Raw genomic sequence first — 25,831 nt, forward strand, 5'->3', positions numbered from 1 at the left:
CCGGCCCCCGGCATTTGCCCGACAAGATGAAGCAGGGACGCCGGTCCCTGCTTTGTCGCGGGTGCGGCCGGTCTCAGCCGCGGCTGATCGGCGGGATCTCCAGGGCGGAGTTCAGCTCTTCCTGAAGGACATTGAAAAAGCTCTCGGCCGCCAGCGACAGCGGCCGTTTCCTTGTGCGGATCATCATGTAGGTCACCGACAGAGGCGGATCGGCCAGCGGCACGACCTTGCGCCGCTTGCCGTCCAGATCCGGCAGGCAGAGAATGCCCGGCAGGACCGACACCCAATCGGAATTGGCCACCAGATCGAGCGTGCCATGCATGGTATCAAGCTCGAGCTGGTCGGAAATCGCGATGGAGTTGACCGCCAGATAGGTCTCGATCCGGTGCCGCCGGGCGTTGCTCGGCCCCGGCAGCACCAGCTTGAGCGGCGCCACCTCGCGCAGGCGGATGCCGTCGGCCCGCGCCGGCAAGGCCCGGTCGCGCGCATAGACAAGACATTCGCGGTCATCCCCCATCGGCCTGGCGAACAGCGCCTCGTTCAGCTCGAACGAGGCGGGCACCACGGCGAAATCAAGCCGGCCTTCGGCAACCTCGTCAGCCAGCGCGCCGGAATAGGCCTCCGAGATCGAGACCCGCACCTCGGGAAATTCCCGCCCCATGCGCAGCAGCACCGCGGTCAGCACGGCCCGGGTAAAGGTAGGCATCAACCCGACGTGAATATGACCGACCACCGATTTCGACAGGCTGTGCAGGCGGTCTTCGGCATGCTGCGCCGAGGCCAGCACCTTGACCGCCTCAAGATAGAACGCACGGCCCAGCTCGGTCGGGGTGACCCCCGAGGACGAGCGTTCGAAGAGCTTGACGTCATAGCGCTTTTCGATCTGGCTGACATGCATAGAAAGGCCCGACTGCGTGGCGTTCACCTTCTCGGCGGCGGCCGAGAACGAGCCCTGCTCGTAGACCGCCGCGAAGTAGCGCAGTTGTTGCAGCTTCATATGTGCCTATCCGGTTTTCTGATGTCGGGCGGCCCATCTTATCGCGGTTCGCGAAAGCCGCAACAGATCAACCCGGCCCGAGCAGGCTCGGACCGGGTGACTTTCCGGCCACGGGAGGTGCGCTCCCGCGACGGGGAGCCGGAAAGCTATTGCGCGATGAGACGGCGCAACACCGTGTCGAACGTGTCGAGCTCGGCATCGCTGAAGGTGGCAAAGGCCTCTTCGGCATGAGCCTCGGCCACGTTCCAGCATTGATCGGCCTTGGCATGGCCCTTTTCGGTCAGCTCATAGCTGTCGCCCGCCATCTTCACATGGCCGCGATCCTCAAGGTTGACCAGCGCCGCATGCGCCTCGGTCACCGGCGCGTGCAAATGCACCACCAGTTCGTCGGCGGTCAGCCCGGCAAGATCCTTGAGCACCAGCAGCACCCGTGCCTCGATCACGCTGAGCCCCAGGGTCTCGAGCTTGGGCCGGTAGCGGTCCTGATAGGCCCGCACCGCGCGCAACATCAGAAAGAAGGCGTGTTTGCCCATCCGGCCACGATCCGGGTCGGGCTGCGGGCTGGTATCGGACTTGGGAAAGGCGTCGGGATGATTAAAGACCATGGCATAAGAACCTTGGTGAAAACACAGCGGCGCGCGGCCGAAATCATCGAATTTCACCACCCGGCCGACAAAAATCCAGTGATCGCCCCCATCGAGCCTGTCATAGGTCTCGCATTGGAACCTTCCGGCGCAGCCGTCGAAGATCGGCGCGCCGCCAAGCCCTTCCGAGAAATCGACGCCGGCGAATTTGTCCTCCTGCCGCCGGGCAAAATGGTTCGACATCTCCATCTGATCCGAGGCGAGGATATTCACGGCGAAATGGCTGGCGCTTTCGAAGATCGCACAGCTTTTCGCGTCCTTCATGCTGCTCCAGAGGATCAGCGGCGGATCCATGCTGAGCGAATTGAAGCTCGAGGCGGTGACCCCGACCCGGGTGCCGTCGGGCGCGCGGGCGGTGATGATCGTGACCCCCGTGGCGAAATTGCCAAGCGCGCGGCGAAAGGCCTTGGGATCGATTTCGGGCGCGGCGGCCTTTTTCATCATCAGGGTCATCTCGTCTCTCCCGTTTGGGCGCGGCCGTCACGCGGCGGCGTTGATCGGTTCGGCCTTGGTTGCTTCGGTCAGGATCGGCAGCACCTTGTCCGCCATCAGGATCATGCCCTTGCGGCCAAGCTCGTAATCGGTCCAGTCGTGGCCGGCATAGACCAGGTGCTTGAACGGCCCGGTCTCTTCCCGCAGGGCGAGGATTTGGTCGGCCACGGACTCCGGGTCGCCATGGATCACCAGCCGGTCGAGCACGTAATCGAGCGTCACCGCCTCGTCGGGCATGTTCTGGTCTTCCTTGAAGAGGTTGAGCCGCCCGCCCTTGCGCATCTTGGTCAGCAGTTGCGAATAGTAATAGACATAGGGGCTTCCCGGATCGCGCGCATAGGCCCGCGCGGTCTCCCGGTCATCGGCGACGCAGATGTTCTTGGCGACGCGCCAGTCGGCATAATCCGGCACGATCCCGGCCTTTTCGCAGCCCTCGACGTATTTCGGCCAATGGGTGGCGGCCCATTTCGGCAACAGGAAATTGCCCGAAATCGGCTGCCACCCGCGTTCGGCCATGGCGCTGACACCCTTGGAAAACGGCGCGACGGCGGTGCCGACGATGGGCGGATGCGGATCCTGATAGGGCTTCATGATGTCGCCCTGGCCGATTTCGGGCATCATGGTGCGCGCGGTCGAGACCTCCCAGAAATCGCCCTTGAGGTTGTAGGGCGCCTGCCCTTTCCAGATGTCGAGCACCATGTCGATGCATTCGACGAACATGGCGTTGCGGTCCTTGTCGATCGAGCCGAAGGCCTCGGCATCCGACATCAGCCCGCCAGGCGAAATGCCGAAGTTGAGCCGGCCCTCGAGCATGTGATCGAGCATCGCCACCTCGGCGGCGATCCGCGCCGGATGCGAATTTGGCATGTTCACCGTGCCGGTGCCCAGACGGATCTGCTTGGTCTCATAGGCCAGGCTGGCAAGGAAGGCGACGCAGGAGGTGATGATCTCGGCCTGGTCGGTGGTGTGCTCGCCGCAATAGGCCTCGGCATAGCCCAGCTCGTCGGCCAGAAGAAACGCCTCGCGATCTTCGGCAAGGCTCTGTGCAAAGGGCTTGCCCAGCGGGTGAATCGGCATCGTGAAGAACGACAGTTTCATCAGGTGTCTCCTTGGCTTCCCCGACACTTTGGCGCAGGGAAGCCAGCGGAAAAACTGAAAGTTTCTGATGTTTGCTATCGGGTTTCCTGATGACCCTCGCTCACTCCGCCTGCCGGTGCCGAAGCTCGATCGGCAGCGCACCGAACTGCTTGCGGAAGGCGCGGGTAAAGCCCTCGGCGGAGCCATAGCCGTAGCGCCGCGCGATGGCATCGACCCGGTGCCCCTTGTCAACGTCCTGCCGCGCCAGCGTCAGCCGCCAGCGGCGCAGATAGGCGGCCGGCGGTTCGCCCACAGAGGTCAGGAACATCTCGGCAAAGCGGCTGCGCGACAGCCCGGCGATCTCGGCCAGGTCTTCATTGCGCCAGTTGCGCCCCGGCGTGTCGTGGATGGCAACGATGGCGCGGCTCAGGCGCGGATCCGACAGGCCGGCAAGCACGCCCGGCCGGGTCGAGCCGGCCTCGATCTGGCCGCGCAGGATGCGCACCACCAGAACCTCGCCCAGCCGGTTCATCACCGAGGCCGCGCCGCAACGCTGCATCTCCATCTCGGCCTTCATCAGCATCGCCAGCGCCATGGTCTCTTCGTCGCAGGTCAGATCCACCTCGATGCGGTCCGGCAGGGCCGAAACCAGCGGGTTGGAAATGCCGCCCCAATCGACCCTGGCGGCCACCACCGCGCGTGCCGCGCCTAACTCGAACCCGGCGGCGCGCGGCTGAAAGAGCGCCTTGCAGGGGCGGCCCTGCGCATCCTCCAGAACCACCAGCGTCGCCGCCTCCGGCGGCGCCGGATGCACCTCCAGGGTGAAGCGCGAGATCAGGGTGGTCAGACGGTCATGACGGGACATTTCGGCGTTTCGGTCGGTTTTTTAGGAGTCTTGTGACAACACCTTCTGAAATACACCCAGCAGACCGAAAGCAACAAGAGAAAATCCATGCTCATCCCCCGCAAGAAAACGCCCGACCTTTCCGTTCCCACCCTCGACCACGGCAATTTCGACCTCTCCACCGAGGTGTCCGAACGTGGCACGGTGATCTGTTTCTACCGCGGGCTGCATTGTCCGATCTGCGCCAATTACCTGACCGAGCTGCAAAAGCGGGTTGCCGATTTCGCCGAGCGCGGCGTCAACACCATCGCCATCAGCTCGGACGGCGAGGATCGCGCGCGTCTGATGGCTGACAAAATCGGCGCCGATACTCTGCGCTTTGGCTATGACCTTTCGCTCGCCAAGGCGCGGGACTGGGGCCTCTATATCTCGACCTCCAAGGGCAAGACATCAATCGGCATCGAAGAGCCGCCGCTGTTCTCCGAGCCCGGCCTGTTCCTCGTCTCGCCGGGCCAGACGCTGTATTACGGCTCGGTGCAGACCATGCCCTTTGTCCGGCCGCATTTCGCCGAGCTGGTCAAGGCGGTCGACTTCGCCATCGAAAAGGACTATCCGGCGCGCGGCGAATATACCGGCGCGGTCTGATGTCAGGGGCCAGGGCAGCCCACCTGCCCCGGCCGCACCTCACGCGAGGCGCAGGCTCCGCTCGGTCTCGCTGTCGAAGAGGTGCACGGCCTCGATCTCGGGCGTGATCGCGATCACCTCGCCGATCCGCACCGAGGTCTGGCCGGCCAGATGCAGGGTGATCCCCGTGCCGTTGCGCAGCTTGCCATAGAGGTAGGAATCGCCGCCCAGCTGCTCGATCGTCGCCACCTCGAGCGTGATCGGCCCGTCCTCGCCGGCACGCAGCTGGTTGGGCCGGATGCCAAGCGTCACCGCCTCGCCCGGCTGCTGGGCAAACCCCGTCTCTGGCAGGGTCAGGCGTTCGCCGGTCTCGAGCTCCATCACGGTGCGGTCGCTCCCGGACACCCGACCGCGGATGAAGTTCATCTTGGGCGAGCCGATGAACCCGGCGACAAAGAGATTGTCGGGCCGGTTGTAGAGATCGAGCGGGCGGCCGAATTGTTCCAGCCGGCCAAGCCGCAGCACCGCGATCTTGTCGGCCATTGTCATGGCTTCGACCTGATCGTGGGTGACATAGATCATCGAGTTCTGAAGCCGCCGGTGCAGCGCCACGATCTCGCCGCGCATTTCGACGCGCAGCTCCGCGTCGAGGTTCGACAGCGGCTCATCGAACAGGAACACCTTGGGCTCGCGCACCACCGCCCGGCCGATGGCCACCCGTTGGCGCTGGCCGCCCGAGAGGTCCTTGGGGCGGCGGTCGAGCAGCATGTCGATTTGCAGCATCTTCGCCACCTCGCCCACCTTGCGTTCGATCTCGGCGCGGGGTGTGTTGATGTTTTCAAGCCCGAAAGACAGGTTCTGGCGCACCGACATATGTGGGTAGAGCGCATAGGACTGGAACACCATGGCCAGCCCCCGGTCGGCGGCGGGCACGCGGTTGACCACCTCGTCGCCAATGCGGATATCGCCGCCGGTGATCGGCTCGAGCCCGGAAATCATCCGCAAGAGCGTGGACTTGCCGCAGCCCGACGGCCCGACAAAGACGCAGAATTCGCCGTGGGCAATATCGAGATCGATGCCCTTGATCACCTCGGCCACGCCGTAGGATTTCTTGACGTTTTTCAGTTCGACCCTGGCCATCTCAGCCCTTTCTGTTGTCCAGCCGTCACTTGCCGCCTGTCGAGGCGATACCGGTGGCGATGTATTTCTGTAGGAACATGAAGACGCAGGCGATTGGCAAAAGCGTCAGCACCGTCATCGCCAGCAGGCTGGGCCAGTCGGTCTGCAACTCGCCCTGAAAGGAATTGAGCGCCAATTGCAGGGTGAAGTTCTCGGTCCGTGTCAGCACGATCAGCGGCCAGAGGAAATCGTTCCAGCGCCACATGATCGCGAGGATCGCCAATACCGCGATGGCGGGCGCCGAAAGCGGCACGATGATCCGCCAGAAGATCTTCCATTCGCTGGCCTTGTCCATGCGCGCGGCATCGAGGATCTCGTCGGGGATGGTGATCATGTATTGCCTGAGCAGGAACACTCCGGTCGGTGTCGCCGCGCCTGGGATGATGACGCCCCAGAGCGAATTGAACATACCCATTTCCGTGACGATCAGGAACAGCGGCACCAGCACTACGGTCTGAGGGATCATCAGGGTGCCGATGACAAGGAGCAGCACGGCGGTGCGCCCGCGAAACTCGTATTTCGACAGGACAAAGGCCGCCATGGAATTCACCAGCAGCATAAGCGCCGTGGCCATGACCGTGATGAAGGTGGAATTCCAGAAGAATTGCAGGAAGTTGAACCGTTCGAACAGCGAGGTGTAGTTCTCGGTGGCAAAGGCCACATCCTCGATCGGTGCCAGCGTGTCGGCGGGAATGCGAATGCGGGTCTCGGGATCGGCGGGCAGGACCACCTCGGCGCGGCCGGCGGCGCGGCGGGTCTGGCCCACGACCTCGCCGGTCAGTTCGCCCTCGGTGACGATGAAGGCCAGAAGCGGCGAGTCGAAGCCTTCGATTTCGAGGGTTTCCTGCGCATATGGCAGGAATCGCGGCGGAAACCGGTCAAGCTCGTTGGGTGACTTGAAACTCGACAGCACCAGCCAGACCACCGGGCCGAACATCAGGAGCACACCGAAGATCAGGTAGCCGTAAGACACCCAATCGGTCCAGTGCAGCCGGTCGCGGCCGCGCGTTGCGGTGAGAAAGGACCAGAGTCTAGACATTGCGCTGCCTCTGTTGATTGGGGCCGCTGGATTTCGGGCGGAGCGCCCGGCGCGTCTTCCTGGCTGATGTCAGCTCACCCATTTACATTCCTCCGGTTCACCCAAAGCTGGATCAGCGTCAGCACCACCAGCACCCCGGCCACCAGAAGCGAGGCGGCGGCGGCAAGGCCGAACAGACGCGGCGCGCCGGCAAAGCCCTCTTCGTAAATGTACTGGATGATGAAGGTGGTCGCCGTGCCCGGCCCGCCGCCGGTAAAGGCGTAGATCTCGTCAAAGGTCTGAACCCCCTTGATCAGCGCCAGCACCAGCACCACCAGCATGGTCGGCGCCAGCAAAGGCAGGGTGATCCGGCGAAAGGTCCGCCAGGCCGAGGCGCGATCCATGATCGCCGCCTCGTAGACGTCGCGCGGGATCGCCTGAAGGCCCGCCAGAAGGATCAGCGTGTAAAAGCCCATATGCGCCCAGACCGAGATGAAGACCGACCAGCCGAAGGCCCAATCGGCCTGCACCAGCCAGTTGACCCCGCCGACGCCGGTCCAGTCGAGAAAGGCGTTGAGCACGCCCTCGCGTTGCAGGATCCACTTCCAGATCAGCGCCACCACCACCGGCGACAGCAGCACCGGAAAGAAGAACACCGACCGGAAGAAACCGCGCGCGCGAATGTCGCGATTGAGGATCAGCGCGGTCAGCAGGGCAAACCCCACCATGAACCCCACTTGCAGCGTGACAAACCACAAGGTGTTCCACACCGCCCGCCAGAACTTGTCCTCGCGGCAGGAATTGGCGTCGAGGTAATTGCCGCAATCGGTCAGCGTGACGAAGTTGCGGGCCCCGACATAGGGCCGGTCCGAGAGCAGCACATTGTCGCTGCCCGTGGTGGCGTAGAAGATGTTGAGAATGACCGGGAGAAAGGCAAACAGCCCGAACAGGATCAGGTTCGGCGCCAGGAAGACCCAGGCCAGCCGGTTGATCCCCAGCAGGCGCTGAAGCGCCAGCATCGGTATCTCGATGACCCGCATGACGGGCGTGATGATCCGCAGCATATGTCCCCCCGACCCTCGATAGGTGCCCCCCGCGCCCGGCGCGAGGGGCCATGCGCTTATTGCGCTTCGCTCATGGCGGCTTCGAGGTCGTCGTTCATCCGCGCCAGCGCCTCTTCGACGCTCAGCTCGCCGACGATGGCCTGGCTCAGGCGCTCGACGGTGATGCCGTACATCGCGCGGTTGCCGGAATAGCCCTGATAGGCAAAGGCCTCGGGCGCCACGTTGGGCAGATCGGCCGCAAAGGCGGTCAGGGCCGCCTGCGCCGCCGGGGTGGCGCCTTCGAACTCGACACCGGTCTGGGCGACGCCGAGATGCGCCGGCAGGTTGCGGGTGCGGGCCGCGGCTTCGGCATAGATGTCTTCCTGGGCGAGGAAATCGATCACCTTGGCGACGATCTCGGGATGCTCGGTCTGCTCGAAGCCGACGATGCCGGCGCCGCCGGGCATGCCCGAGCAGGGACCGGCCGGACCACAGGGCGAGCCGACGACTTTCCAGTCGAAGAAGTCGCCCACCTGTTCATCCATCCGGCCGACTTGCCAGGAGCCGGAGTAGTAGAACACCACCTCGCCATTGATGAATTCCTGGGCCGCATCGGCATAGGTCGCCCCGCCCTGGCTGGCCCAGACATCGCGTGCCATGGTGCCGTCCTCGTTCCAGCCGACAAAGGCCTCGGCGAAGGGGCCGAAGCCCTCGAAGGTGCCGGTGCCGTCCTCGACCAGCTTGGCGCCATAAGACACCGCCGGCCCGGCCACGCGGTGGCCCGAGCGGTCGATCGCCATCGGGAAATCAGCGTCGGTCGCCTCGGCCACCTTGGTGGCCGCCGCGGCCCAGTCTTCCCAGGTCGCGCCCGCGCCCGGCATCTCGACGCCGGCCTGTTCGAACAGCGTGGCATTGACGAAAGGCCCGGTGATGGTGAGCTGGGAGTGCATGCCGTAATAGCCGTCCCGGTCGCCGACGCGATACCAGTTCAGTGTCTCGCCAAAAGCCTCGTCCCAATAGCCGGTGTCCACATGCGGCGCGAGATCGAGGTAGTATTCGTTGAGGCCCCCGGTGTCGGTGATCTTGGCGATATCCGGGCCGGTGCCGGCGGCCAGCTGCACCGGCAGGTTCTCGACGATGGCCTGATAGGGCACCTCGTCGACCACCACGTCGACGCCTTCGTTCTGTTCCTCGAAACGGGTCAGTAGATCGTCGTAGACGGCGCATTCATTGCCGTCGGAATAACACATGAACCGGATTTCCTGCGCCGAGGCGGCGCCTGCGCTGACGGCAAGGCCGGCGGCCAGCGCGGTGGATGTCAGAATGGTCTTTTTCATTGGTCAGGATCCTCCCTATTGTCCTGTTGGGTCGTCAATTTTGCACGGTCTCCGGCGGTGCGCTGCCATGGAACTCTGCGGCTCCTTTCAGCGGCAGATCGATACTGCCACCATTGCAGGCCGAGGCATAGAACACTGTGATGCAACGCTGGGTCATGCGGCCAGATCCTCCGCCGCGCCGCTTTGCGCCGACCGGGTGATCGCCTCGATCAGATCCTGGCTGGCCAACCCGGCCTCGCCCGGGGCCACGGGCGCACGGCCCTGGCTCAGCGCCGCGGCGAAATCCTCGATCACCGCCTGATGCAGATCATGGGAAAAGGCCATCGGATCACCCCGGCCACCGGTGCCGCCCGCCGCGCCAAAGCTCTCGCTCCGGCCGGTACGCCAATCGACCCGAAGTGCACCGGAATGCAGATGCAAGCTGGCGCGGTCGAAATGCAGGCCGAGGCTCTCGGCCCGGCCGGGGAAAGAGCCGGTGCTGGCGGTCAGCGAACCAAAGGCGCCGCTGTCGAACTCGAGCCCGGCGACAACGAAATCTTCGGCCTCCATGTCGTGAAACCGCGAGGTCCGGGCCATCGCCCGCACCCTCCGTACCGGTCCGGTGAGGCTGAGCGCCAGGTCGATGCTATGGATCGCCTGATTGATCAGAACGCCGCCGCCATCGCGGGCATAGGTGCCGCGCCCCGGCTCGTCGTAATAACTCTGATCGCGCCACCAGGGCACCGCGATCTCGACCAGCCCCAGCGTACCCAGCGCGCCCGAGGCGACCAGTTCCGCCGCCTTGCGCGAGGCCGCGCGCATCCGGTGCTGGAACACCAGACCCAGCCGCACCCCGGCGGCGCGGGCGATTGCCACCACCTCGCGCGCCTCGGCGGCAGTGCGGGCGACCGGCTTTTCCAGCAGGATATGTTTGCCCGCCGCGGCCAGCGGCCGGATCAGTGCGGCGCGGGCATCCGGCGGGGTGACGATCACCGCGAAATCCACCGCAGGATCGGCGGCGACCTCGGCCACCGAACCATAGGTCCGCACCGTGTCTCCGGTCAGCTCGGCAGCGGTTTCGGCCAGTTTTGCGGCGCTTGTGCCGCTGCGCGAGGCGATGCCGCGCAGGGTGACCGCCTTGGACTCGGCCAGCGCCGCGACATGGGTTCGTGCCACCATGCCGGCCCCGATCAGCGCCACCTGGAACGTCTTTTCTTGGGTCATGACATGCGCCGCCTCTCCTGGTCGAGGCCAGTCACACACACACCCGGGCGCTTTGTCAAACGCGCCCTCACGCGGCCAGCTCGCGGCGCAGAAAATCGAGCACGGCCAGACGCATTGCCGGGGTTTCGCGGTGACCGTCCTCCGGCTCGATGTGAAAGCGCAGCGCCGCCTCGGAGCCGGCATAAGCCGCGGTCAGATCTGCCCGCGCGATGTCGAACGCCGTGGGCGGCGTCAGCGGATCCTGCGCGCCAATAGCGATCTGCAAGGCGCGCGGCGCGATCAGCCCGGCGATCTCGCCGCTGCGCGCCGTGGCCAGCAGGCCCGGCACGGTCATGAAATCGCCGTGCAGATCATGCGCGCCGAGCCGCACCAGCTCGCCGATATCGGCAAAACAGCAAAGCGCGCTGGTGGCGCGAATCCGCGGATCGAGCGCTGCCAGCCACCAGGCCAGCGTGCAGCCCATGGAAAACCCCATCGCGCCGATGCGGGTCTCGTCCACCTGTGCATGCCCGGCGAGGAAATCTACCCCGGCGCGTTGCTCTGCCAGCATCTGCCCCCAGAGCGTTTCGCCACGCCAGAGCGCCGCCTTGGCACGGGCCGATTCAGGCGGCGACCGCCGCGCCGCGAACCCCGGCATCTCGATGCAGAGCGCGGCAATGCCCTGCGCCACCAGATCGGCCCCGAAGGCGCCTTGCAGCGACCCGCGTCCCGCGATCAGCTCATCCCGGCCGAGCGCGTAATTGTTGCCATGGGCATGGGCGTAGAGCACCGCCGGCACCTGGCCCGAGGGCGGGCGCAGAAACCACGCCGGCGCGGTTTCGCCGGCAAAGTCGAAGCTCAGATCGTCGAGCAGCCAGCCGTGATGGTCGCGCGTTTCCAGGACCCTGACATGCGGCGGCCCGGCCTGCGAAAATCGCGGGCCGAGCAATGTCGCAAGCCTGTCGGAAAGCGCGCTGGCCGTCATCTGCCCTCGGGATCGAAACGGCCGAAGCGGCTCTGGTAGCAGAGGAGCGGGGCGCCCTCGCCAATGGTGGCGCGCAGCACGCGGGCGACAAGGATACCGTGATCGCCGCCGTCATATTCGGCATAGGCCGCGCAATCGAACCGTGCCAGACAGCCCTTGAGCACCGGCAGATCATCCGCGCCCATGTGCCAGTCGGCGGAGTCAAAGGCATGCGCCGAGGCGGCAAAGGCCTGACAAAGCTCGAGCTGATCGGCACCGAGCACATGGATCGCCATATGCGAGGCCTTGGCGAAATGCGGATAGCGCCGCGAGGCCCGCGCCGCCGACCAGAGCACCAGCGGCGGGTCGAGCGACACCGACGAGAAGCTGTTGACCGTCATGCCCACCGGGCCGTCCGCGCCCTGCGTGGTGACAATCGCCACCCCGGTGCCAAAGCGCGACAGCGCGCCGCGCAGGCTGCGGCTCTCGGCTTCTCCCAATCGCGCGCCGGGCACGAAATGGGTCATCTTTTCCTGAAGGCTCATGGCACTTCCTTTCCCATGGCGGCGGTGAGGATCTCGAACCAGGTCTCGCGGTCGATCTCGATCTCGGTGGCCCGCGACAGCGCGCGGATGCGGTCGAGGTTGTTGGTACCCAGCACCGGCAAGAGCCCCGCCGGATGCGCCAGGAGCCAGGCCACCGCCACCGCGCTGACATCGGCGCCCTGCTCGTCGGCAATCCGCTCGAGCAGCCGGCGCATGGTCTTGCCCGCGTCGGAGAACAATTGCCCGCCGGCCAGCGGCGACCAGGCCATCGGATGAATGCCACGCTCCTGCATCCAGGCGATCTCGCCCTCGAGGAACGGCGCGGGGCAGAGCACGCTGGCCTCGATCTGGTTGGTCACCAGCGGCACGGTCATCGCCGATTGCAGCAGCGTCCAGTCGTTCAGGCGAAAGTTCGATACGCCCACATGGCGCACCTTGCCCGAGGCCACGAGCCCGTCGAGCGCGCCGCCGGTCTCATGGTGATCCATGAAAGGATCGGGCCGGTGGATCAGCAGCAGGTCGATGTGATCGGTGGCCATATTGGCCAGCGAGGCTTCGACCGAGGCGGTGATATGCGCCGCCGAGGTGTCATAGTATTTCACCCGCCGGTCGCTGTACTTGCCGATCGGCGCGATGATGTCGCATTTGGTCACGATCTCGATCCGGTCGCGCAGCCCCGGCGCCACCTTGAGCGCCGCGCCCAGCACTTCCTCGGCGCCGTAATCGCCATAGATATCGGCTTGGTCGATGGTGGTGATGCCCTGTTCGAGACAGGCCTCCAACTTGGCCTGTACATGGCCCGGCGAGGTATCGGCGTCATCCGCCACCCGCCACATGCCATAGACAAGGCGCGACATTTCCATCTGGCCGCTCAGGCTCACACGTTGCATTATTTTCTCTCTCCTGCGCCCAGCGGGGTCGGCGGCGTTGTCTCTGGCACGCGGCCATATTCATGCGGCAGCGAGCAGGTCTTGAGATGCGGCATCACCAGCTCGCCAAAATATTTGCATTCGTCGAGATGCGGGTAGCCCGAAAAGATGAAGCTGCGCATGCCCATTTTCTTGTAGCTTTCGATCTTGGTCATCACCTGATCGACCGAACCCACCAGCGCCGCACCACAGCCCGAGCGCGCCCGGCCGATACCGGTCCAGAGGTTGGGCTCGACATAGCCGAACTGGTCGGCCAGCTCGCGGGCGCGGGCCTGGTGCGACACGCCGAGCGAGATGCTGTCATGCGCCCGTTCGCGGATCAGCCGGCCGTATTCGTCGTCCAGCTTGCTGACCAGGTGATCGGCATACTCGCGGGCCTCGGCCTCGGTCTCGCGCACGATCATATGCACCCGCAACCCGTAATCCAGCGTGCGGCCATGGCGTTCGGCGACGGCATGCACGGCTTTCATGCGCTCCGCCAGATCCTCCTGCTTTTCCGGCCACATCAGATAGACGTCGCAATGCTTGCCGCAGAGCTCCAGCGCGTCGGGGGAATAGCCGCCGAAATAGAGCAGCGGGCCGCCGGTCTGATAGGGTTTGGCCGGGTCGGCGGTGAGGCCCTCGAACTTGTAGATCTCGCCATCATAATTGATCTCGTCCCGGGTCCAGGCCTGCTTGAGGATCTCCACGACCTCATGGCTGCGCCTGTAGCGGTACTTGCTGTCCTCGCGCTGGCCGGGAAAGTCGGACGAGATGATATTGACCGTCAGCCGCCCCTTCAGCATGTGATCCAGCGTCGCCAGCGTCCGCGCCAGCATGATCGGCTGCATCTCGCCACAGCGCACAGCGGCCAGCATGTTGATCCGTTCGGTGATCGGGGCGCAGCCGGCGACAAAGCTCAGCGTGTCCTGCCCCACCTGATAGGACGAGGGACAGAGGATGTTGCGAAACCCATTGGCCTCGGCGGTCCTGAGAATGTTCGAGCAATGCTCCCAGCTCGAGCGCAGATCACCGTCGGGCTGGCCCAGAAAGCGGTAATCGTCGGCGCAGAGCGCGGCGAACCACGAAACTTCTGCGGCGTCGAGATCGGCCGAGGTTACCGGAACGATGGTCATTTGGTCAGGACTCCGATGGCATGTGCTGCGCTGAATCTAGCGCAGCACGGCACATACATCAATGGTGTATCAATTTTCCGTCGACAGTCTCAGATCCACGGCTTTTCCGGTGGCCATCGACTCCTGCGCCGCCTGCCCCATCAGCACCGAGATCAGCCCGTCCCGCAGGCTGACATCCGGGGCGGTCCGCGTGCCGCGCACCAGGTGCAGGAACTCCAGATGCTGAAAATAGGTCGAGCCGTTGTGATCGCCCGCCTCGAGCAGCGTCGGATCGACGGGGATCTCGCGCGTCTCCGGCCCTTTCGGCTGACGCGGGCTGACGATCAGCTGCGGCACCGGCGGCGCCCCCAGATCGGCCGGCCAGAACCGGCCTGGGCCGGGCACCAGCGCCTCGATCTTGCCCATCGGGCCGACGGCCACCACCTCCTCCTGATAGCGCGCACCCTCGGCGAACATGCACAGTTCGAGCATGGCCCGCACGCCGCTGGCGAACTCGACGATGACATAGCCATGGTCGGCGATGTCGGGGCGCTGGCCCTCATAGTCTTCGTCCATGTGGTTCACCGCCTGCCCGCCCGAGGCCATGATGCGCACCGGCTCGGATTTCAGGATATGCCGCATCAGGTCGAAGAAATGGCAGCATTTCTCGACGAAGGTGCCGCCGGTGTAGCGGTTGAAACGGTTCCAGGCGCCGACCTTGTGCAGGAAGGGAAAGCGATGTTCGCGGATCGTCAGCATCCTGACTCCGCCGGTGGCCTGTTCGACCTCGGCCAGCAGTGCGGCGATCGGCGGCATGTAACGATATTCCATCGCCACCCAGACCGGCGCCGGATAGCGCGCCATCAGCGCCTCGATGCGCGACTGATGGGCGGGATCGGTAAACAGCGGCTTTTCCACCAGCAGCGGCAGCGGCTTGGTGGCAGCGATGCGCTCCATCTGCTCGACATGGCGGAAATTCGGGCTGGCGATCAGCAGGCAGTCGAGCTCCGGCTCGGCCAGCAGCGCCTCGACGCTCTCGGCCATCACCGTCCCCGGCGCCAGCGCCTGCGCCGCTGCGGCCATGGCGGGGTCGGGCTCGAAAATCGCGGCCACCTCGGCCTCTGGCAAAAGCGCGATGTTGCGCAGGTGTTCCTGGCCCATCATGCCACATCCGATGACACCATAGCGGGTCGTCGTCATGTAAGTCTCCTCATGTCATGCGCTGCACGTAATGCGCCACCCTGGTGTCGAACCAGGTGCGGGAAAATTCCACCGGCTCGGAGCCGCGACCCCACGAGTAGCGTTCAATATAGCCGGTGACGCTGCCCGGCGCGGGGCCAAAGGCAGCCGGCGCCCAATCCGGCACCCTATCAATCGTGACCCGGTCTTCGGCGCGGGTGATCCAGAGCCCCAGCCGCAGCCGGTAATAACGGTACAGCGAATCGGAAAGCTGCGCCGCCTCGACGCGGCCGGAATCGGCATCGAGCCAGATCTCCTCGACAGCGACAGGCCGGCCATCGATGAAGCGCAGCCGCCGGACCCGGCTGGCCTCGGACGCGGTGCCCCAATCGTGATCCTTGCGCAGCGCGTCGACCGCGATCAGCTGCGTGGTGGGCAAACCGCCGCCAGTGCGCAGCTCCAGCCGGAACATTGAATATTCGCCGGGGATCGCCTTGCCCTGCCCGGCGCGGATGTAGTTGCCAGAGCCCTGGATCCGCTCCAGCAGCCCCTTGGATTCGAGTTCGGCCAGCGCCTTGCGCAGGGTGGTGACGCTGGTGGCATGCTGGCGCGCCATATCGCGTTCCGGTGGCAGACGCTCGCCATCCACAAGCCGCCCGGCGGCGATGTCGCGCAGCAGCACCTCGCTGATCTGAAGATAGAGCGGCAAAGCCTGTGTCGTGGGCCGGTCTGTCGTCACGCCTCGCCCTCCCCGGCTGCGGCAAATTGATCTGCAATTGCTTTACACCGAAGCCGGGGAAGCGCAAACGGCTTTTCACCCCCGTGCGCGTGCAGTTTGCCTTCGCGCTGTCGCGTCATAGATGTTACCCTAGTGCTCCGCCGCCCGCAAAAACACTCTGTGCGGCTTCATTCCCTCTTGCACCCGTGCCATGCAGGGCTGTGACCGATCAAAGGATGTGACCCGACGATGCTGACCAGACGCCATTTCATTGCCACCAGCAGCGCCGCGCTCTTTTCCGCGCCGCTGGCCGCCCAAGCGCAATCGTCCAAATGGGCCACTTGGGATGCACAGGTGACGCCGGCCGATTATGATCCGGCAACCACAAACCCCTGGGGGCTGCATCCCCGGCTTCTGCCGACGCAGGTCTCGCACAAGGAAGGCCTGACGCCGGGCGACATCCACGTCGATGCGGTGGCGCGCTATCTCTATCACATCGGCGACGACGGCACCGCGATGCGGTATGGCGTGGCAATCGCTAAGGGCGATCTTTACGAGCCGGGCACCTACACCATCCGCCGCAAGGCGAAATGGCCGGGCTGGCGGCCCACCGACGCGATGATCGCCCGCGAGCCGGAGCGCTATCTGAAATGGGCCGACGGCCAGCCGCCGGGCCCGCGCAACCCGCTGGGCGCGCGCGCGCTTTATCTCTTCGTCGGCAATCGCGACACCTATCTGCGGATTCACGGCACGCCGCTGCCGCAATCGATCGGCGGCCGGGCAAGCTCGGGCTGCGTGCGCATGGTGATGGCGCACATCATCGACCTCTACCCCAATGTCGAAACCGGTGTGACCGCCTATCTTTACGCCACCGAAGATGGGGTCACAGCCACGAGCTGACCCCGCCCCCGGCCTCAGCTCGTGGTGGCCGGATCCGCCGGCTTTTCGCGGCGCGTGCAGATCAGCGCGCCGCCGGTCGAGCGCAGCGGCAGGTCGGTAGTCTCGACCGGGCCGTCGTAGCGATACCAGTAACACCCGTCGGAAGACCGCAAATAGGCGGTCGAAAGGTCTTGGCCCGGCGCGGCGATGGCGCGCACCGATTCCGGCAGCGGCATGACGGCAACCCGGCGCGCGGTAGAGCCCGTCGGCTCGCAGGCGGCAAGCAGGAAAAGCGCGGATGGCAGGGCGAAAAGATGTGGCCTCATCAATGATATCCTTGTTGATTTTGCCGGAGATTGACACCAAACCGCCGCGAAAGCCAATGGCCGAGTTGCCGGATTGACGCCAGACTGCCACGACGTTGCGCCAAGGCTGCGCATGTTCCGGCCCGTTTCGGGCAGCGCGGTCGGCGGCACTGGTCATTCTCGGCGCAGGCGGTACTCTGCCGCCGGGACCGTCACGCCAATGGGAGTAGCCAATGGGACTCTGGCCGTTGAAACACCTTGCCCCGCGCGGCCTCGCGCTCTGTGCCGCCCTGATGACCGCCACGCCCGTGCTGGCGCAAGAGGAGCAGGGCGCCGCGCTTTCCGTCGAGTTGAACGCGCTCGACAGCCTCGAGGGCGCCTGCCAGATGAGCTTCCTGATCCAGAACGGCCATGACGCCGATATCACCCAGGCGGTTTTCGAGGCGGTGCTGTTCGACAGCCAAGGGCGGGTCGAGCGGCTGACGCTGTTCGATTTCGGCACCCTGCCCGCCGCGCGGCCCCGGGTACGACAGTTCGTGGTGCCGGACCTGGCCTGCGAGGCGCTGGGCCGGGTGCTGTTCAACGGCGCCGAGACCTGCACCGGCGCCGGTCTGGCCGAGGGGGCCTGCGAGGACGGGCTGCTGCTCAGCAGCCGCACCGCCGTGGAGCTTCTGGGATGATCGCCACCTTGGCCGAAGCGCTGTCCCGGATCGCCGATCTGGGCGGGCCGGTGGTGTTGATCCTCGGCGCGCTTTCGGTGCTGGTGCTGACCGTGGTGCTCTACAAGCTCTGGCAATTCGCCGCCGCCCGCGTCGGCAGTCACCGCGCCTTGCAAGAGGCGGTTGCCGCCTGGGATGCCGGCGATGGCGCAAAGGCCGGCGCCGCCCTGCAACGCTCGCGCAGCTATCTCAGGCCAGTGATCGAAATGGCCTTGTCCGGGCAGGCCGATCCGGCACGGCTCGAGGCCGAGGCCGAGGCACGTTTCGCCCGGCTCGAAAGCGGCTTTCGCCTGCTCGACAGCGTGGCGCAGCTTGCGCCGCTTCTGGGGCTGTTCGGCACCGTTCTGGGGATGATCTCGGCCTTTCAGGCGCTGCAAGAGGCCGGCGCCCAAGTCGATCCGTCGATCCTTGCCGGCGGCATCTGGGTGGCGCTGCTGACCACAGCGGTGGGGCTGGCGGTGGCGATGCCGACCGCGCTGGTTCTGAGCTGGCTCGAGGCGCGGATGGATGGCGAGCGCGTCTTTGCGCAGCGCGCCCTGCGCACCATCCTCGCACCCGCCGGGCCGGCCGTTGATCGCTCCGCCCTGTCGCAATCCGAGGCGCAGCCGACCCATGCTTAGGCAGGCGCGGCGGCGGCGGAGGTTGTCGATGACCTCGCTCATCGATGTGATTTTCCTGTTGCTGCTGTTCTTCATGCTGAGCTCGACCTTCACCCGGTTCGCCGAGATCGACCTTGCCACCGGAGGCGCCGGCTCTACCCCCGATGCCACCCGCCCGCTTTTCCTGCGCCTGTCGCCCGTCGCTTTGTCGCTCAACGGCAGGCCGCAGGACCTCTCCACGCTGCCCGGCTTGCTGCGCGACAATCAGCCGGAGGCGGCGGCAGAGCTGCCGGTGCTGGTCGCGCTCGACGGCGCGGTCACGGCGCAGCGGCTGACCGATCTTCTGGCTGTGCTGCGGCGGGTGCCCGGGGCCCGAGTGACCGTGCTGGGGGCGTCATGATCCGCCTCGCCCGTCCCCGTCGGCCCCGCGAACCCACCATCGCGCTGATCAACATCGTCTTTCTGATGCTGATCTTTTTCCTTGTCGCCGGCACCCTGGCCCGTCCGCTCGACCCCGGGCTGACCTTGGTGCGCACCGCCGATCTCGAAGGCCGCGCCCCGGCCGACGCGCTGGTGATCCATGCCGACGGGCGCCTGTCCTGGCAGGGCATCCCCGTCGCCAGCCCATCCGCCTTTCTTGCCGATCTGCCGCAGGAAATGCGGCCCGTCGCCCGTCTCCTGCCAGACCGCGACCTGCCGGCGGCAAATCTGGTCGCACTGGGCCGCGCCGTGCAGGCGGCCGGCGCGGCCCGGGTGGTGATCGTCACCGAACGGGGGCTGGAATGATCGCCTCGTCGCCGCTGATCAAGGCGCTGGCCTGTTGCGGCGCGGTGGCGGCGCATGCGGCGCTGGCGGTCGTGTTGCTGCCAGAGCCCCCCCTCGCGACCGAAGGCGCCGGCGGCGTGGCCGAGGTGCGGCTGGGCACCGCCTTTGCCGACGTCAGCGCCGGCACCTTACAGGCCAGACCCGCCACCGCCGCCGCCCGCCCGGCCACCCGCACCAAGGCCCGGCAATTGGCCCCACCGCCGGAGATCGCCAAGGCCAAGACGCCGCCCCGCGCGAGCTCGACACCCCCGGCGGCAAGGGCTCTGCCAGCCGCGCCGTCCCCCGCGGCCCCCGAGCCCTTGCGGACCGCCACCCCAAGCATGGCGGCGCCCCCCGCCGCACCGGCGGCCGAGGCGCCACGACCCACCGTCGTGCCGGATGCGCCACCACAGGAAACCGTGGTGGCCACCGACCCCGACAGCGCCCGGCCCCGCCGCAGCCTGCGGCCCCGGCAACGCAGCACCGCCTTCGAAGCCGAGCATCGGGCCGAGCCGCGCCGCGACGCCCGGCAACCGGCCCGGGCCGCGCCGCCCAAGGCCGGCGGCCCGCCAAAGCGCGCCGGCGCCGCCACCGGCACGGCAGGCGCCAAGGCACAGAGCAGCGGCCGCGGCCAAAAAAGCCCCACGGCGGGCAATGCGGCGGCCAGCAATTATCCCGGACAGGTGATGCGCCGCGTGGCGCAGGTCGGTCGGGTCAGGGCAAACGCCAGCGGCGCGGCGGTGGTCGCCTTCACCATTTCCTCCAGCGGCAGGCTGGCGGCGCTGTCGCTGGCAAAGAGTTCCGGCAACGCCGATCTCGACCGTGCCGCCCTGCGCCAGATCCGCCGCGCCGTGCCGTTTCCGAAACCGCCCGCCGGGGCGCAGCGCAGCTTCAGGATCACCATTCAGGGTCGGTAGACCCGCTCAGCCGGTGCCGAGGAAATCGGGATAGAGCATCGCCGACATCCGCCGCCGGGCCAAATCGGCATCGCCATCGCGGATCGCCAGCGCGGCGGCCACATGCGGTACCCCAAGATTGGCGCCATAGCGGATCCGGGTCTCGCCATGGTCATAAGCAACCTGGATCATCGCCACGATTGTCGGGCTCAACTGGCGCATCATCAGGTTGCCGGTGGCCGCGATCACCGCAGTGTGAAACCGGCAATCGGCGGCAAAGAGCAGCGCAACCTCGCCCCGTGCCTGGGCAAAGGCCTCGGCCGCCTCGAGGATCGCGCGGCGCTGCGCCGGGCTGGCCCTGACAGCCGCCAGCGCCGCCGCCTCGGGCTCGATCATCCGGCGCAGCTCCATCGCCTCGACAAAGATCGCCTGAAACCTCGGGTGCGCCGGCTCATGCCAGGCCAGGACATCCGGGTCCAGCAGGTTCCAGTCATCCACCGGCTGCACCCGCGTGCCATAACGCCGCGCGGTCCGCACCAGGCTCTTGCCCGACAGCACCTTGATCGCGTCGCGCACCGTGGTGCGGCTCACCCCGAGCGACGCCGCAAGCTGATCCTCCTTGGGGATCACCTCGCCCACCGCATAAAACCCATTGGCGATGCGCCGGCCAAGCGTCTCGACGATCTCGCGCGTGGTGCCGGTGGGCAGCGACGAGCGGATGCCGGGCCGGTCCAGCATCGCGGCCGCGGCGCGCTTCTCACTCAGCTGCATGTCCGGCCCCCCGGCGCGCGCGCCGCGCCCGCGCAGGGCGGCGGATCGAAGAAACTCAAATGAGGGTCAGGCACGAGGGCGATCCTATTGTTAGCGCTGCCATGCGCTATAACACGGCCTCCGGGCCGATCACCGATCGCGATACAGGACACATAAATTTCAGGCGCGTGCGTTCTATTTTTGACACGCGTCATTTTTTCGCGACGGGTGTTCTTGCCCCGCAGCCGCAGATCTGCATTTCGCCAGGCTGCAAGATGCGCTAGGTCACGCGGGACAGCGCCACGCGGCGCAGAATGTTCATCAGGAGACACAGAATGACCAGCGTTTTGGACCAGCTCAGGAAGATGACCACCGTGGTCGCCGACACCGGCGACGTGGAGGCGGTAAAGACCTGGGAGCCGGTGGATTGCACCACCAACCCCTCGCTCGTGCTCAACGCGCTGAGCGATCCCGGCTCCGAAGCGCTGGTGCGCGAAGAAATCGAAGCGGGCCGCAAGGCCGGTCTTTCGGCCGAAGCGGTGGCCGACAAGCTGACCGTCGCGATCGGCGCCCGACTGACCGAGCTGGTGCCGGGCCGGGTGAGCACCGAGGTCGATGCCTGCCTGTCGTTCGACACCGAGGCCTCGGTCAAGCGCGCCCACGAGATCATCGCCGATTACGAGGCGCGCGGCATTGGCAAGGAACGCATCCTGATCAAGCTGGCTTCAACCTGGGAGGGCATTCGCGCCGCCGAGACACTTCAAAAGGAAGGTATCGACTGCAACCTGACGCTGCTCTTCTGCATGGCGCAGGCGGTGGCCTGTGCCGATGCCGGCGCCTTTCTGATCTCACCCTTCGTCGGGCGGATCACCGATTGGTACAAGAAGGCCGAGGGCCGCGACAGCTACAAGCCCGAAGAGGATCCAGGCGTGAAATCGGTCCGCGCCATCTACGATTACTACAAGTCGAACGGCATCGAGACGGTGGTCATGGGCGCGTCTTTCCGCAATGTCGGCCAGATCAAGGCGCTGGCGGGCTGCGATAACCTGACGATTGCTCCGGCGCTGCTCGACGAGCTCGACCGTGACGAGGCCGAACTTCCGCGCATCCTGTCGCCCGACAATGCCAGCGGCCTGGCGACGGTGACCATGGATGAGGCCATCTTCCGCTGGGAGCTTAACGCCGATGCCATGGCAACCGAAAAGCTTGCCGAAGGCATCCGCAAGTTCGATGTCGACCACAAGAAGCTGATCAAACTGGTCTCGGAACGGCTGAACGCGGCCTGACCGGGCCGATCCCACTTGACGCGCGCATGAGTCTAACTTCTTGACCGGGAGGTTTCGCCGACCTACCGTAAGAAAAATCCTATCGCGCGCAAAGAAATGGCCCACAGCGGGCCATTTCACCGTTTGACACCGGTCACGGCACCGCGCGCCCAAAAAGAAAGAACACCGTATGGCGGGGCGCAAAATCAGGAACATGGAGGAATTTGCCGAGGTCAGCGGCATTTCAAGGCCGACGGTTTCAAAGTATTTCCACGATCCCGGCAGCGTCCGAAAATCGACAAGGGCGCGGATCGAAGAGGCGCTCGAACGCTACGAATACCGCCCCAACATCTTTGCAATGAACCAGAACCGGCGGCTGACCAAGAACATCGGCATCGTCGTGCCCTATCTGGCCGATCCGTTCTTTGCCGAAATCGCCCGCAATCTCGAACGGCGCTGCATCGACGCCGGATTCTTTCCGCTGCTGTTCAGCTCGCACGGCGAACAGGCGCAGGAAAATGCCATTCTCGATTCCCTGCGGCTTCTGAAACCGGCCGGCGTGCTGCTGGCGGCGCTGGGCCGGCCGTCGGATCACGACCATATCAAACGCTTCTGCGCCGATGTCCCGACGGTCCTCTTCGACAGCTATCTGGATGCCACCGGCGCCGCCTTTGTCGGCTCCGACCACGCCCAGGTTCTGCGATTGATGGTGGATTATCTGTGCCGTAGCGGCCAGCCGCCGGTGTATTTCGAGATGCGGAACCCGGTTAACCCGAACGCCAACCGCCGCCGCGCCGGCTATGTCGCGGCGATGGAATCGCTTGGCCAGACGCCCGAGATCGTGCGCGTGGACGGCCAGGGCTGGAACTTCGAACAGATCGGCTTCGACGGCGGCGGCGCGTTGATCGAACGCGGCGGCTTTGCCACCGACACCGTGCTGTGCAACAACGACCGGCTGGCCATCGGCCTGATTGCGGCCGCCTATGCCAAAGGCGTCAAGGTCGGCCGCGGCCCCGAGTGCACCCTGCGCATCGCCGGCATGGACGACCATCCTTTCTCCCAGTTCACCTGCCCGCCGATGACAACCATCGCGCAGGATTATGCCGCCATCGCCGACCGCAGCGTCGAAACCCTGTTCAACGTGATCGAGAACGGCGCGCTGACCGAGCCCCGCGCCGAAACACTTTTTGAAGGCCGACTGGTGATGCGCGACTCCGCCTGAGATTGCCGCAGTGCAGAAAGTTCGCGCCGCGCCGCGGAAATTATAAAAGTTACGCGCGTAAAGTTTTTATTGACCGGGGAGAGCGAATCTGGCTAGATGACGTCACTGACATCCAAAAACCATGGGAGGAACATTGGATGAAACTGACGAATGCACTCTTTGCAGCGTCTGCTCTGGTCTCCGTCACGGCGACGGCTGCCGCGGCCGCGACCTTGACAATCGCGACAGTGAACAACGGTGACATGATCCGCATGCAGGGTTACACCGACGACTTTACCGAAAAGACCGGCCACGAAGTCGAGTGGGTGACGCTGGAAGAGAACGTTCTTCGCCAGCGCGTGACCACCGACATCACCGCCAAGGGCGGCCAGTTCGACATCATGACCATCGGCATGTACGAAACCCCGATCTGGGGTGCGAACGGTTGGCTGGTGCCGCTGGACGGCCTTTCGGAAGAATATGATGTCAACGACATCCTTCCCGCGATGCGCGATGGCCTGAGCCACGACGGCACGCTTTATGCGGCGCCGTTCTATGGCGAAAGCTCGATGATCATGTACCGCAAGGACCTGATGGAAAAGGCCGGGCTGGAAATGCCGGAGGCCCCCACCTGGGAGTTCATCCGCGAAGCCGCCGCGGCGATGGATGACGACGCCAACGACGTCAACGGCATCTGCCTGCGCGGCAAGGCCGGTTGGGGTGAAGGCGGTGCCTTTATCACCGTCACCGGCAACTCCTTCGGCGCCCGCTGGTTCGACGAAGAATGGGATCCGCAGTTCGATCAGCCGGAATGGAAAGAAGCGCTGACCTTCTTTACCAACCTGATGAACGACTACGGCCCGGCCGGCTATGCCACCAACGGTTTCAACGAAAACCTGTCGCTGTTCCAGCAGGGCAAATGCGGCATGTGGATCGACGCCACCGTGGCGGCCTCTTTCGTGACCAACCCCGAGGACTCGGAAGTCGCCGATCAGGTCGGCTTTGCACTGGCCCCCAACAAGGACGGCGTCGAAAAGCGCGCCAACTGGCTCTGGGCCTGGGCGCTGGCGATCCCGGCCGGCACCGACAACGAGGACGCGGCGAAGCAATTCATCGAATGGGCCACTTCGAAGGAATACATCGAGCTGGTGGCCGAAAACGAAGGCTGGGCCAACGTTCCCCCGGGTGCGCGGACCTCGCTCTACGAGACGCCCGAGTACCAGGAAGTGCCCTTCGCGAAAATGACGCTGGACTCGATCAACGCGGCGGACCCCAAGAACCCGACCGTTGATCCGGTGCCCTATGTCGGCGTCCAGTTCGTCGCCATCCCCGAGTTTGCCGGCCTCGCAAGCCAGGTGAGCCAGGAGTTCTCGGCGGTCTACGCCGGTCAGCAATCGGTCGACGAAGCGCTCGAGAAAGCGCAGGCGATCGCAGAAGAAGAAATGGAAGCCGCCGGCTACCGCTGAGGCATCCTCCCAAGGGTCGGGGGGTGGCAATCCACCCCCCGGTTCTCGTTATACGTGTTACCCTCCCCAGTATTAACCGTGTTTGACATGCAACTTGCGTGAACAGAGAGGATATGTGTCATGGCGACCCAGCATTCCCGATCCGCAGCGCGTTTCATGATGGCACCGGCCGTAGTCCTGCTTCTTGGCTGGATGCTCGTGCCGCTGCTCATGACGCTCTACTTTTCGTTCAAGACCTACCTGCCGTTGCGCGGTGGCGACCTTGGGTGGACCGGCTTTGACAACTACGTCAGGTTCGTGTCCTCGTCGGCCTTCTGGCCGTCGATCCAGGCGACGCTGATCATCGTCGGCGGTGCATTGATCATCACGGTCGGCTTCGGCGTCCTGCTGGGCATCCTTCTGAACCAGCCGATGTGGGGCCAGGGCGTCGTCCGCATTCTCGTGATCGCGCCGTTCTTTGTCATGCCCACGGTCTCGGCTCTGGTCTGGAAGAACATGTTCATGGACCCCACCAACGGCCTGCTGGCGCATCTCTGGCGCTTCTTCGGGGCCGATCCGGTGGTCTGGCTGTCGGACGCCTCGCTGTTCTCGATCATCCTGATCGTGTCCTGGCAATGGCTGCCCTTCGCCACGCTGATCCTGCTGACCGCGATCCAGTCGTTGGACGGCGAGCAGCTGGAAGCCTCGGAAATGGACGGCGCGCCGGTGCTGAAACGCTTCTGGTACATCGTGCTGCCGCACCTGAGCCGGGCGATCACCATCGTCATCCTGATCGAGACCATCTTCCTGCTGTCGATCTTCGCCGAAATCCTCGTGACCACCGGCGGCGCCTTCGGCACCCGCACCCTGACCTACCTGATCTTCCAGCGGGTGCTGGAAAGCCAGAACGTCGGCCTCGGGTCCGCGGGCGGTGTCTATGCCATCATTCTCGCCAATATCGTCGCCATCTTCCTGATGCGCATCGTGGGGAAGAATCTCGATGCCTGAGCAAGTGCAACGCCGCGTCCCGGGCCTGCCCCGGGACCTCACCCCCACCCCCGCCGACAGGCGTCACGCAAGAGGTCCCGGAGCAGGTCCGGGA

At 65.4% G+C, this 25,831-nt stretch carries 29 protein-coding genes; 11 read left to right on the forward strand and 18 right to left on the reverse strand.

Going from position 1 to position 25,831, the window contains the following annotated elements; translation table 11 throughout:
• Nucleotides 1-73: 73 nt before the first annotated feature.
• From BMW90_RS19570 to BMW90_RS19585, 4 genes are all read right to left on the reverse strand, one after another.
• The gene (locus BMW90_RS19570; RefSeq protein ID WP_074838298.1) at nt 74-997 is read right to left on the reverse strand and encodes a LysR family transcriptional regulator; all 924 of its coding nucleotides are present in this window, start codon (nt 995-997) and stop codon (nt 74-76) included.
• Nucleotides 998-1,143: 146 nt separating this feature from the next.
• On the reverse strand, nt 1,144-2,094 hold the full coding sequence (locus BMW90_RS19575; protein WP_244526556.1) for a p-hydroxyphenylacetate 3-hydroxylase reductase component: 951 nt from the start codon (nt 2,092-2,094) through the stop codon (nt 1,144-1,146).
• Nucleotides 2,095-2,121: 27 nt separating this feature from the next.
• The gene (locus BMW90_RS19580; protein ID WP_074838302.1) at nt 2,122-3,231 is read right to left on the reverse strand and encodes an LLM class flavin-dependent oxidoreductase; all 1,110 of its coding nucleotides are present in this window, start codon (nt 3,229-3,231) and stop codon (nt 2,122-2,124) included.
• 100 nt (nt 3,232-3,331) lie between these two features.
• Complete coding sequence (locus tag BMW90_RS19585; protein WP_074838304.1) at nt 3,332-4,075, reverse strand: helix-turn-helix domain-containing protein; 744 nt, start codon at nt 4,073-4,075, stop codon at nt 3,332-3,334.
• An 87-nt stretch (nt 4,076-4,162) separates the two neighbouring features.
• Between BMW90_RS19585 and BMW90_RS19590 the strand changes: the two genes are divergently transcribed.
• Nucleotides 4,163-4,699, forward strand: a complete 537-nt coding sequence (locus BMW90_RS19590) for a peroxiredoxin-like family protein (RefSeq protein WP_048535962.1) — start codon at nt 4,163-4,165, stop codon at nt 4,697-4,699.
• A gap of 39 nt (nt 4,700-4,738) precedes the next feature.
• On the opposite strand, the gene BMW90_RS19595 is transcribed toward BMW90_RS19590, so the two are convergent.
• The 12 genes from BMW90_RS19595 to BMW90_RS19645 all read right to left on the reverse strand — a co-directional run bounded on the left by BMW90_RS19595 (nt 4,739) and on the right by BMW90_RS19645 (nt 15,887).
• On the reverse strand, nt 4,739-5,818 hold the full coding sequence (locus BMW90_RS19595) for an ABC transporter ATP-binding protein (protein WP_074838307.1): 1,080 nt from the start codon (nt 5,816-5,818) through the stop codon (nt 4,739-4,741).
• A gap of 25 nt (nt 5,819-5,843) precedes the next feature.
• The gene (locus BMW90_RS19600) at nt 5,844-6,896 is read right to left on the reverse strand and encodes a carbohydrate ABC transporter permease (protein ID WP_074838310.1); all 1,053 of its coding nucleotides are present in this window, start codon (nt 6,894-6,896) and stop codon (nt 5,844-5,846) included.
• A 74-nt stretch (nt 6,897-6,970) separates the two neighbouring features.
• A complete protein-coding gene (locus BMW90_RS19605) occupies nt 6,971-7,939 on the reverse strand; it encodes a carbohydrate ABC transporter permease (RefSeq protein ID WP_048535958.1) in 969 nt (322 codons plus the stop codon).
• A 56-nt stretch (nt 7,940-7,995) separates the two neighbouring features.
• On the reverse strand, nt 7,996-9,255 hold the full coding sequence (locus BMW90_RS19610; RefSeq protein WP_074838313.1) for an ABC transporter substrate-binding protein: 1,260 nt from the start codon (nt 9,253-9,255) through the stop codon (nt 7,996-7,998).
• A gap of 34 nt (nt 9,256-9,289) precedes the next feature.
• A complete protein-coding gene (locus BMW90_RS27230) occupies nt 9,290-9,412 on the reverse strand; it encodes a hypothetical protein (protein ID WP_275937324.1) in 123 nt (40 codons plus the stop codon).
• Complete coding sequence (locus tag BMW90_RS19615; RefSeq protein ID WP_074838317.1) at nt 9,409-10,458, reverse strand: Gfo/Idh/MocA family protein; 1,050 nt, start codon at nt 10,456-10,458, stop codon at nt 9,409-9,411. Before BMW90_RS19615 ends, BMW90_RS27230 begins: the two co-directional genes overlap by 4 nt.
• A 67-nt stretch (nt 10,459-10,525) precedes the next feature.
• Nucleotides 10,526-11,422 (reverse strand): alpha/beta hydrolase family protein, encoded by an 897-nt coding sequence (locus BMW90_RS19620; RefSeq protein WP_074838320.1) that lies wholly within the window; start codon nt 11,420-11,422, stop codon nt 10,526-10,528.
• Nucleotides 11,419-11,946 (reverse strand): flavin reductase family protein, encoded by a 528-nt coding sequence (locus tag BMW90_RS19625; protein ID WP_074838323.1) that lies wholly within the window; start codon nt 11,944-11,946, stop codon nt 11,419-11,421. The genes BMW90_RS19620 and BMW90_RS19625 overlap by 4 nt, the downstream gene beginning before the upstream one ends.
• Nucleotides 11,943-12,836: an aldo/keto reductase gene (locus BMW90_RS19630; RefSeq protein ID WP_074838326.1), complete on the reverse strand. Its 894-nt coding sequence runs from the start codon at nt 12,834-12,836 to the stop codon at nt 11,943-11,945. The genes BMW90_RS19625 and BMW90_RS19630 overlap by 4 nt, the downstream gene beginning before the upstream one ends.
• Nucleotides 12,836-13,990: an LLM class flavin-dependent oxidoreductase gene (locus tag BMW90_RS19635; protein ID WP_074838329.1), complete on the reverse strand. Its 1,155-nt coding sequence runs from the start codon at nt 13,988-13,990 to the stop codon at nt 12,836-12,838. Before BMW90_RS19635 ends, BMW90_RS19630 begins: the two co-directional genes overlap by 1 nt.
• Nucleotides 13,991-14,059: 69 nt before the next feature.
• Entirely contained in the window at nt 14,060-15,169 is a 1,110-nt protein-coding gene (locus tag BMW90_RS19640; RefSeq protein ID WP_074838332.1) for a Gfo/Idh/MocA family protein, read from the reverse strand.
• 10 nt (nt 15,170-15,179) lie between these two features.
• Entirely contained in the window at nt 15,180-15,887 is a 708-nt protein-coding gene (locus tag BMW90_RS19645) for a GntR family transcriptional regulator (protein WP_074838335.1), read from the reverse strand.
• Between the two features lie 228 nt (nt 15,888-16,115).
• Between BMW90_RS19645 and BMW90_RS19650 the strand changes: the two genes are divergently transcribed.
• Nucleotides 16,116-16,766 (forward strand): L,D-transpeptidase, encoded by a 651-nt coding sequence (locus BMW90_RS19650; protein ID WP_074838336.1) that lies wholly within the window; start codon nt 16,116-16,118, stop codon nt 16,764-16,766.
• 14 nt (nt 16,767-16,780) lie between these two features.
• On the opposite strand, the gene BMW90_RS19655 is transcribed toward BMW90_RS19650, so the two are convergent.
• Nucleotides 16,781-17,071 (reverse strand): hypothetical protein, encoded by a 291-nt coding sequence (locus BMW90_RS19655; RefSeq protein ID WP_074838339.1) that lies wholly within the window; start codon nt 17,069-17,071, stop codon nt 16,781-16,783.
• Nucleotides 17,072-17,283: 212 nt separating this feature from the next.
• On the opposite strand from BMW90_RS19655, the gene BMW90_RS19660 reads away from it, so the two are divergent.
• The 5 genes from BMW90_RS19660 to BMW90_RS19680 are packed head-to-tail and all read left to right on the forward strand — an operon-like array spanning nt 17,284 to nt 20,089.
• Entirely contained in the window at nt 17,284-17,730 is a 447-nt protein-coding gene (locus BMW90_RS19660; protein ID WP_139211481.1) for a hypothetical protein, read from the forward strand.
• Nucleotides 17,727-18,389: a MotA/TolQ/ExbB proton channel family protein gene (locus tag BMW90_RS19665; protein WP_074838341.1), complete on the forward strand. Its 663-nt coding sequence runs from the start codon at nt 17,727-17,729 to the stop codon at nt 18,387-18,389. Before BMW90_RS19660 ends, BMW90_RS19665 begins: the two co-directional genes overlap by 4 nt.
• Nucleotides 18,382-18,768, forward strand: a complete 387-nt coding sequence (locus tag BMW90_RS19670) for an ExbD/TolR family protein (protein WP_074838343.1) — start codon at nt 18,382-18,384, stop codon at nt 18,766-18,768. Before BMW90_RS19665 ends, BMW90_RS19670 begins: the two co-directional genes overlap by 8 nt.
• A complete protein-coding gene (locus BMW90_RS19675) occupies nt 18,765-19,154 on the forward strand; it encodes an ExbD/TolR family protein (protein WP_074838346.1) in 390 nt (129 codons plus the stop codon). The genes BMW90_RS19670 and BMW90_RS19675 overlap by 4 nt, the downstream gene beginning before the upstream one ends.
• Complete coding sequence (locus tag BMW90_RS19680; protein ID WP_074838349.1) at nt 19,151-20,089, forward strand: cell envelope integrity protein TolA; 939 nt, start codon at nt 19,151-19,153, stop codon at nt 20,087-20,089. Before BMW90_RS19675 ends, BMW90_RS19680 begins: the two co-directional genes overlap by 4 nt.
• Nucleotides 20,090-20,095: 6 nt before the next feature.
• Here the strand turns inward: BMW90_RS19680 and BMW90_RS19685 are convergent, their stop codons facing one another.
• On the reverse strand, nt 20,096-20,839 hold the full coding sequence (locus tag BMW90_RS19685; RefSeq protein WP_074838352.1) for a FadR/GntR family transcriptional regulator: 744 nt from the start codon (nt 20,837-20,839) through the stop codon (nt 20,096-20,098).
• A 314-nt stretch (nt 20,840-21,153) separates the two neighbouring features.
• Between BMW90_RS19685 and tal the strand changes: the two genes are divergently transcribed.
• The 4 genes from tal (at nt 21,154) to BMW90_RS19705 (ending at nt 25,737) form a co-directional block, all read left to right on the forward strand.
• Nucleotides 21,154-22,104, forward strand: coding sequence for a transaldolase (gene tal, locus BMW90_RS19690; protein WP_074838355.1), 951 nt, complete (start codon nt 21,154-21,156; stop codon nt 22,102-22,104).
• Nucleotides 22,105-22,273: 169 nt separating this feature from the next.
• Entirely contained in the window at nt 22,274-23,305 is a 1,032-nt protein-coding gene (locus BMW90_RS19695; RefSeq protein ID WP_074838358.1) for a LacI family DNA-binding transcriptional regulator, read from the forward strand.
• A 137-nt stretch (nt 23,306-23,442) separates the two neighbouring features.
• Complete coding sequence (locus BMW90_RS19700) at nt 23,443-24,750, forward strand: ABC transporter substrate-binding protein (protein ID WP_048535933.1); 1,308 nt, start codon at nt 23,443-23,445, stop codon at nt 24,748-24,750.
• Nucleotides 24,751-24,870: 120 nt separating this feature from the next.
• Nucleotides 24,871-25,737 (forward strand): carbohydrate ABC transporter permease, encoded by an 867-nt coding sequence (locus BMW90_RS19705; RefSeq protein WP_074838361.1) that lies wholly within the window; start codon nt 24,871-24,873, stop codon nt 25,735-25,737.
• Nucleotides 25,738-25,831 lie beyond the last annotated feature (94 nt).

The sequence above is a fragment of the Marinovum algicola genome, from assembly GCF_900109145.1.
Taxonomy (GTDB): domain Bacteria; phylum Pseudomonadota; class Alphaproteobacteria; order Rhodobacterales; family Rhodobacteraceae; genus Marinovum; species Marinovum algicola.

Excerpts from the sequence above, each read along its gene's own strand:
- BMW90_RS19570 (WP_074838298.1), bottom strand. The coding sequence starts at position 997 with ATGAAGCTGCAACAACTGCGCTACTTCGCGGCGGTCTACGAGCAGGGC.
- BMW90_RS19575 (WP_244526556.1), bottom strand. The coding sequence starts at position 2,094 with ATGACCCTGATGATGAAAAAGGCCGCCGCGCCCGAAATCGATCCCAAG.
- BMW90_RS19580 (WP_074838302.1), bottom strand. The coding sequence starts at position 3,231 with ATGAAACTGTCGTTCTTCACGATGCCGATTCACCCGCTGGGCAAGCCC.
- BMW90_RS19585 (WP_074838304.1), bottom strand. The coding sequence starts at position 4,075 with ATGTCCCGTCATGACCGTCTGACCACCCTGATCTCGCGCTTCACCCTG.
- BMW90_RS19590 (WP_048535962.1), top strand. The coding sequence starts at position 4,163 with ATGCTCATCCCCCGCAAGAAAACGCCCGACCTTTCCGTTCCCACCCTC.
- BMW90_RS19595 (WP_074838307.1), bottom strand. The coding sequence starts at position 5,818 with ATGGCCAGGGTCGAACTGAAAAACGTCAAGAAATCCTACGGCGTGGCC.
- BMW90_RS19600 (WP_074838310.1), bottom strand. The coding sequence starts at position 6,896 with ATGTCTAGACTCTGGTCCTTTCTCACCGCAACGCGCGGCCGCGACCGG.
- BMW90_RS19605 (WP_048535958.1), bottom strand. The coding sequence starts at position 7,939 with ATGCTGCGGATCATCACGCCCGTCATGCGGGTCATCGAGATACCGATG.
- BMW90_RS19610 (WP_074838313.1), bottom strand. The coding sequence starts at position 9,255 with ATGAAAAAGACCATTCTGACATCCACCGCGCTGGCCGCCGGCCTTGCC.
- BMW90_RS27230 (WP_275937324.1), bottom strand. The coding sequence starts at position 9,412 with ATGACCCAGCGTTGCATCACAGTGTTCTATGCCTCGGCCTGCAATGGT.
- BMW90_RS19615 (WP_074838317.1), bottom strand. The coding sequence starts at position 10,458 with ATGACCCAAGAAAAGACGTTCCAGGTGGCGCTGATCGGGGCCGGCATG.
- BMW90_RS19620 (WP_074838320.1), bottom strand. The coding sequence starts at position 11,422 with ATGACGGCCAGCGCGCTTTCCGACAGGCTTGCGACATTGCTCGGCCCG.
- BMW90_RS19625 (WP_074838323.1), bottom strand. The coding sequence starts at position 11,946 with ATGAGCCTTCAGGAAAAGATGACCCATTTCGTGCCCGGCGCGCGATTG.
- BMW90_RS19630 (WP_074838326.1), bottom strand. The coding sequence starts at position 12,836 with ATGCAACGTGTGAGCCTGAGCGGCCAGATGGAAATGTCGCGCCTTGTC.
- BMW90_RS19635 (WP_074838329.1), bottom strand. The coding sequence starts at position 13,990 with ATGACCATCGTTCCGGTAACCTCGGCCGATCTCGACGCCGCAGAAGTT.
- BMW90_RS19640 (WP_074838332.1), bottom strand. The coding sequence starts at position 15,169 with ATGACGACGACCCGCTATGGTGTCATCGGATGTGGCATGATGGGCCAG.
- BMW90_RS19650 (WP_074838336.1), top strand. The coding sequence starts at position 16,116 with ATGCTGACCAGACGCCATTTCATTGCCACCAGCAGCGCCGCGCTCTTT.
- BMW90_RS19655 (WP_074838339.1), bottom strand. The coding sequence starts at position 17,071 with ATGAGGCCACATCTTTTCGCCCTGCCATCCGCGCTTTTCCTGCTTGCC.
- BMW90_RS19660 (WP_139211481.1), top strand. The coding sequence starts at position 17,284 with ATGGGACTCTGGCCGTTGAAACACCTTGCCCCGCGCGGCCTCGCGCTC.
- BMW90_RS19665 (WP_074838341.1), top strand. The coding sequence starts at position 17,727 with ATGATCGCCACCTTGGCCGAAGCGCTGTCCCGGATCGCCGATCTGGGC.
- BMW90_RS19670 (WP_074838343.1), top strand. The coding sequence starts at position 18,382 with ATGCTTAGGCAGGCGCGGCGGCGGCGGAGGTTGTCGATGACCTCGCTC.
- BMW90_RS19675 (WP_074838346.1), top strand. The coding sequence starts at position 18,765 with ATGATCCGCCTCGCCCGTCCCCGTCGGCCCCGCGAACCCACCATCGCG.
- BMW90_RS19680 (WP_074838349.1), top strand. The coding sequence starts at position 19,151 with ATGATCGCCTCGTCGCCGCTGATCAAGGCGCTGGCCTGTTGCGGCGCG.
- BMW90_RS19685 (WP_074838352.1), bottom strand. The coding sequence starts at position 20,839 with ATGCAGCTGAGTGAGAAGCGCGCCGCGGCCGCGATGCTGGACCGGCCC.
- tal (WP_074838355.1), top strand. The coding sequence starts at position 21,154 with ATGACCAGCGTTTTGGACCAGCTCAGGAAGATGACCACCGTGGTCGCC.
- BMW90_RS19695 (WP_074838358.1), top strand. The coding sequence starts at position 22,274 with ATGGCGGGGCGCAAAATCAGGAACATGGAGGAATTTGCCGAGGTCAGC.
- BMW90_RS19700 (WP_048535933.1), top strand. The coding sequence starts at position 23,443 with ATGAAACTGACGAATGCACTCTTTGCAGCGTCTGCTCTGGTCTCCGTC.
- BMW90_RS19705 (WP_074838361.1), top strand. The coding sequence starts at position 24,871 with ATGGCGACCCAGCATTCCCGATCCGCAGCGCGTTTCATGATGGCACCG.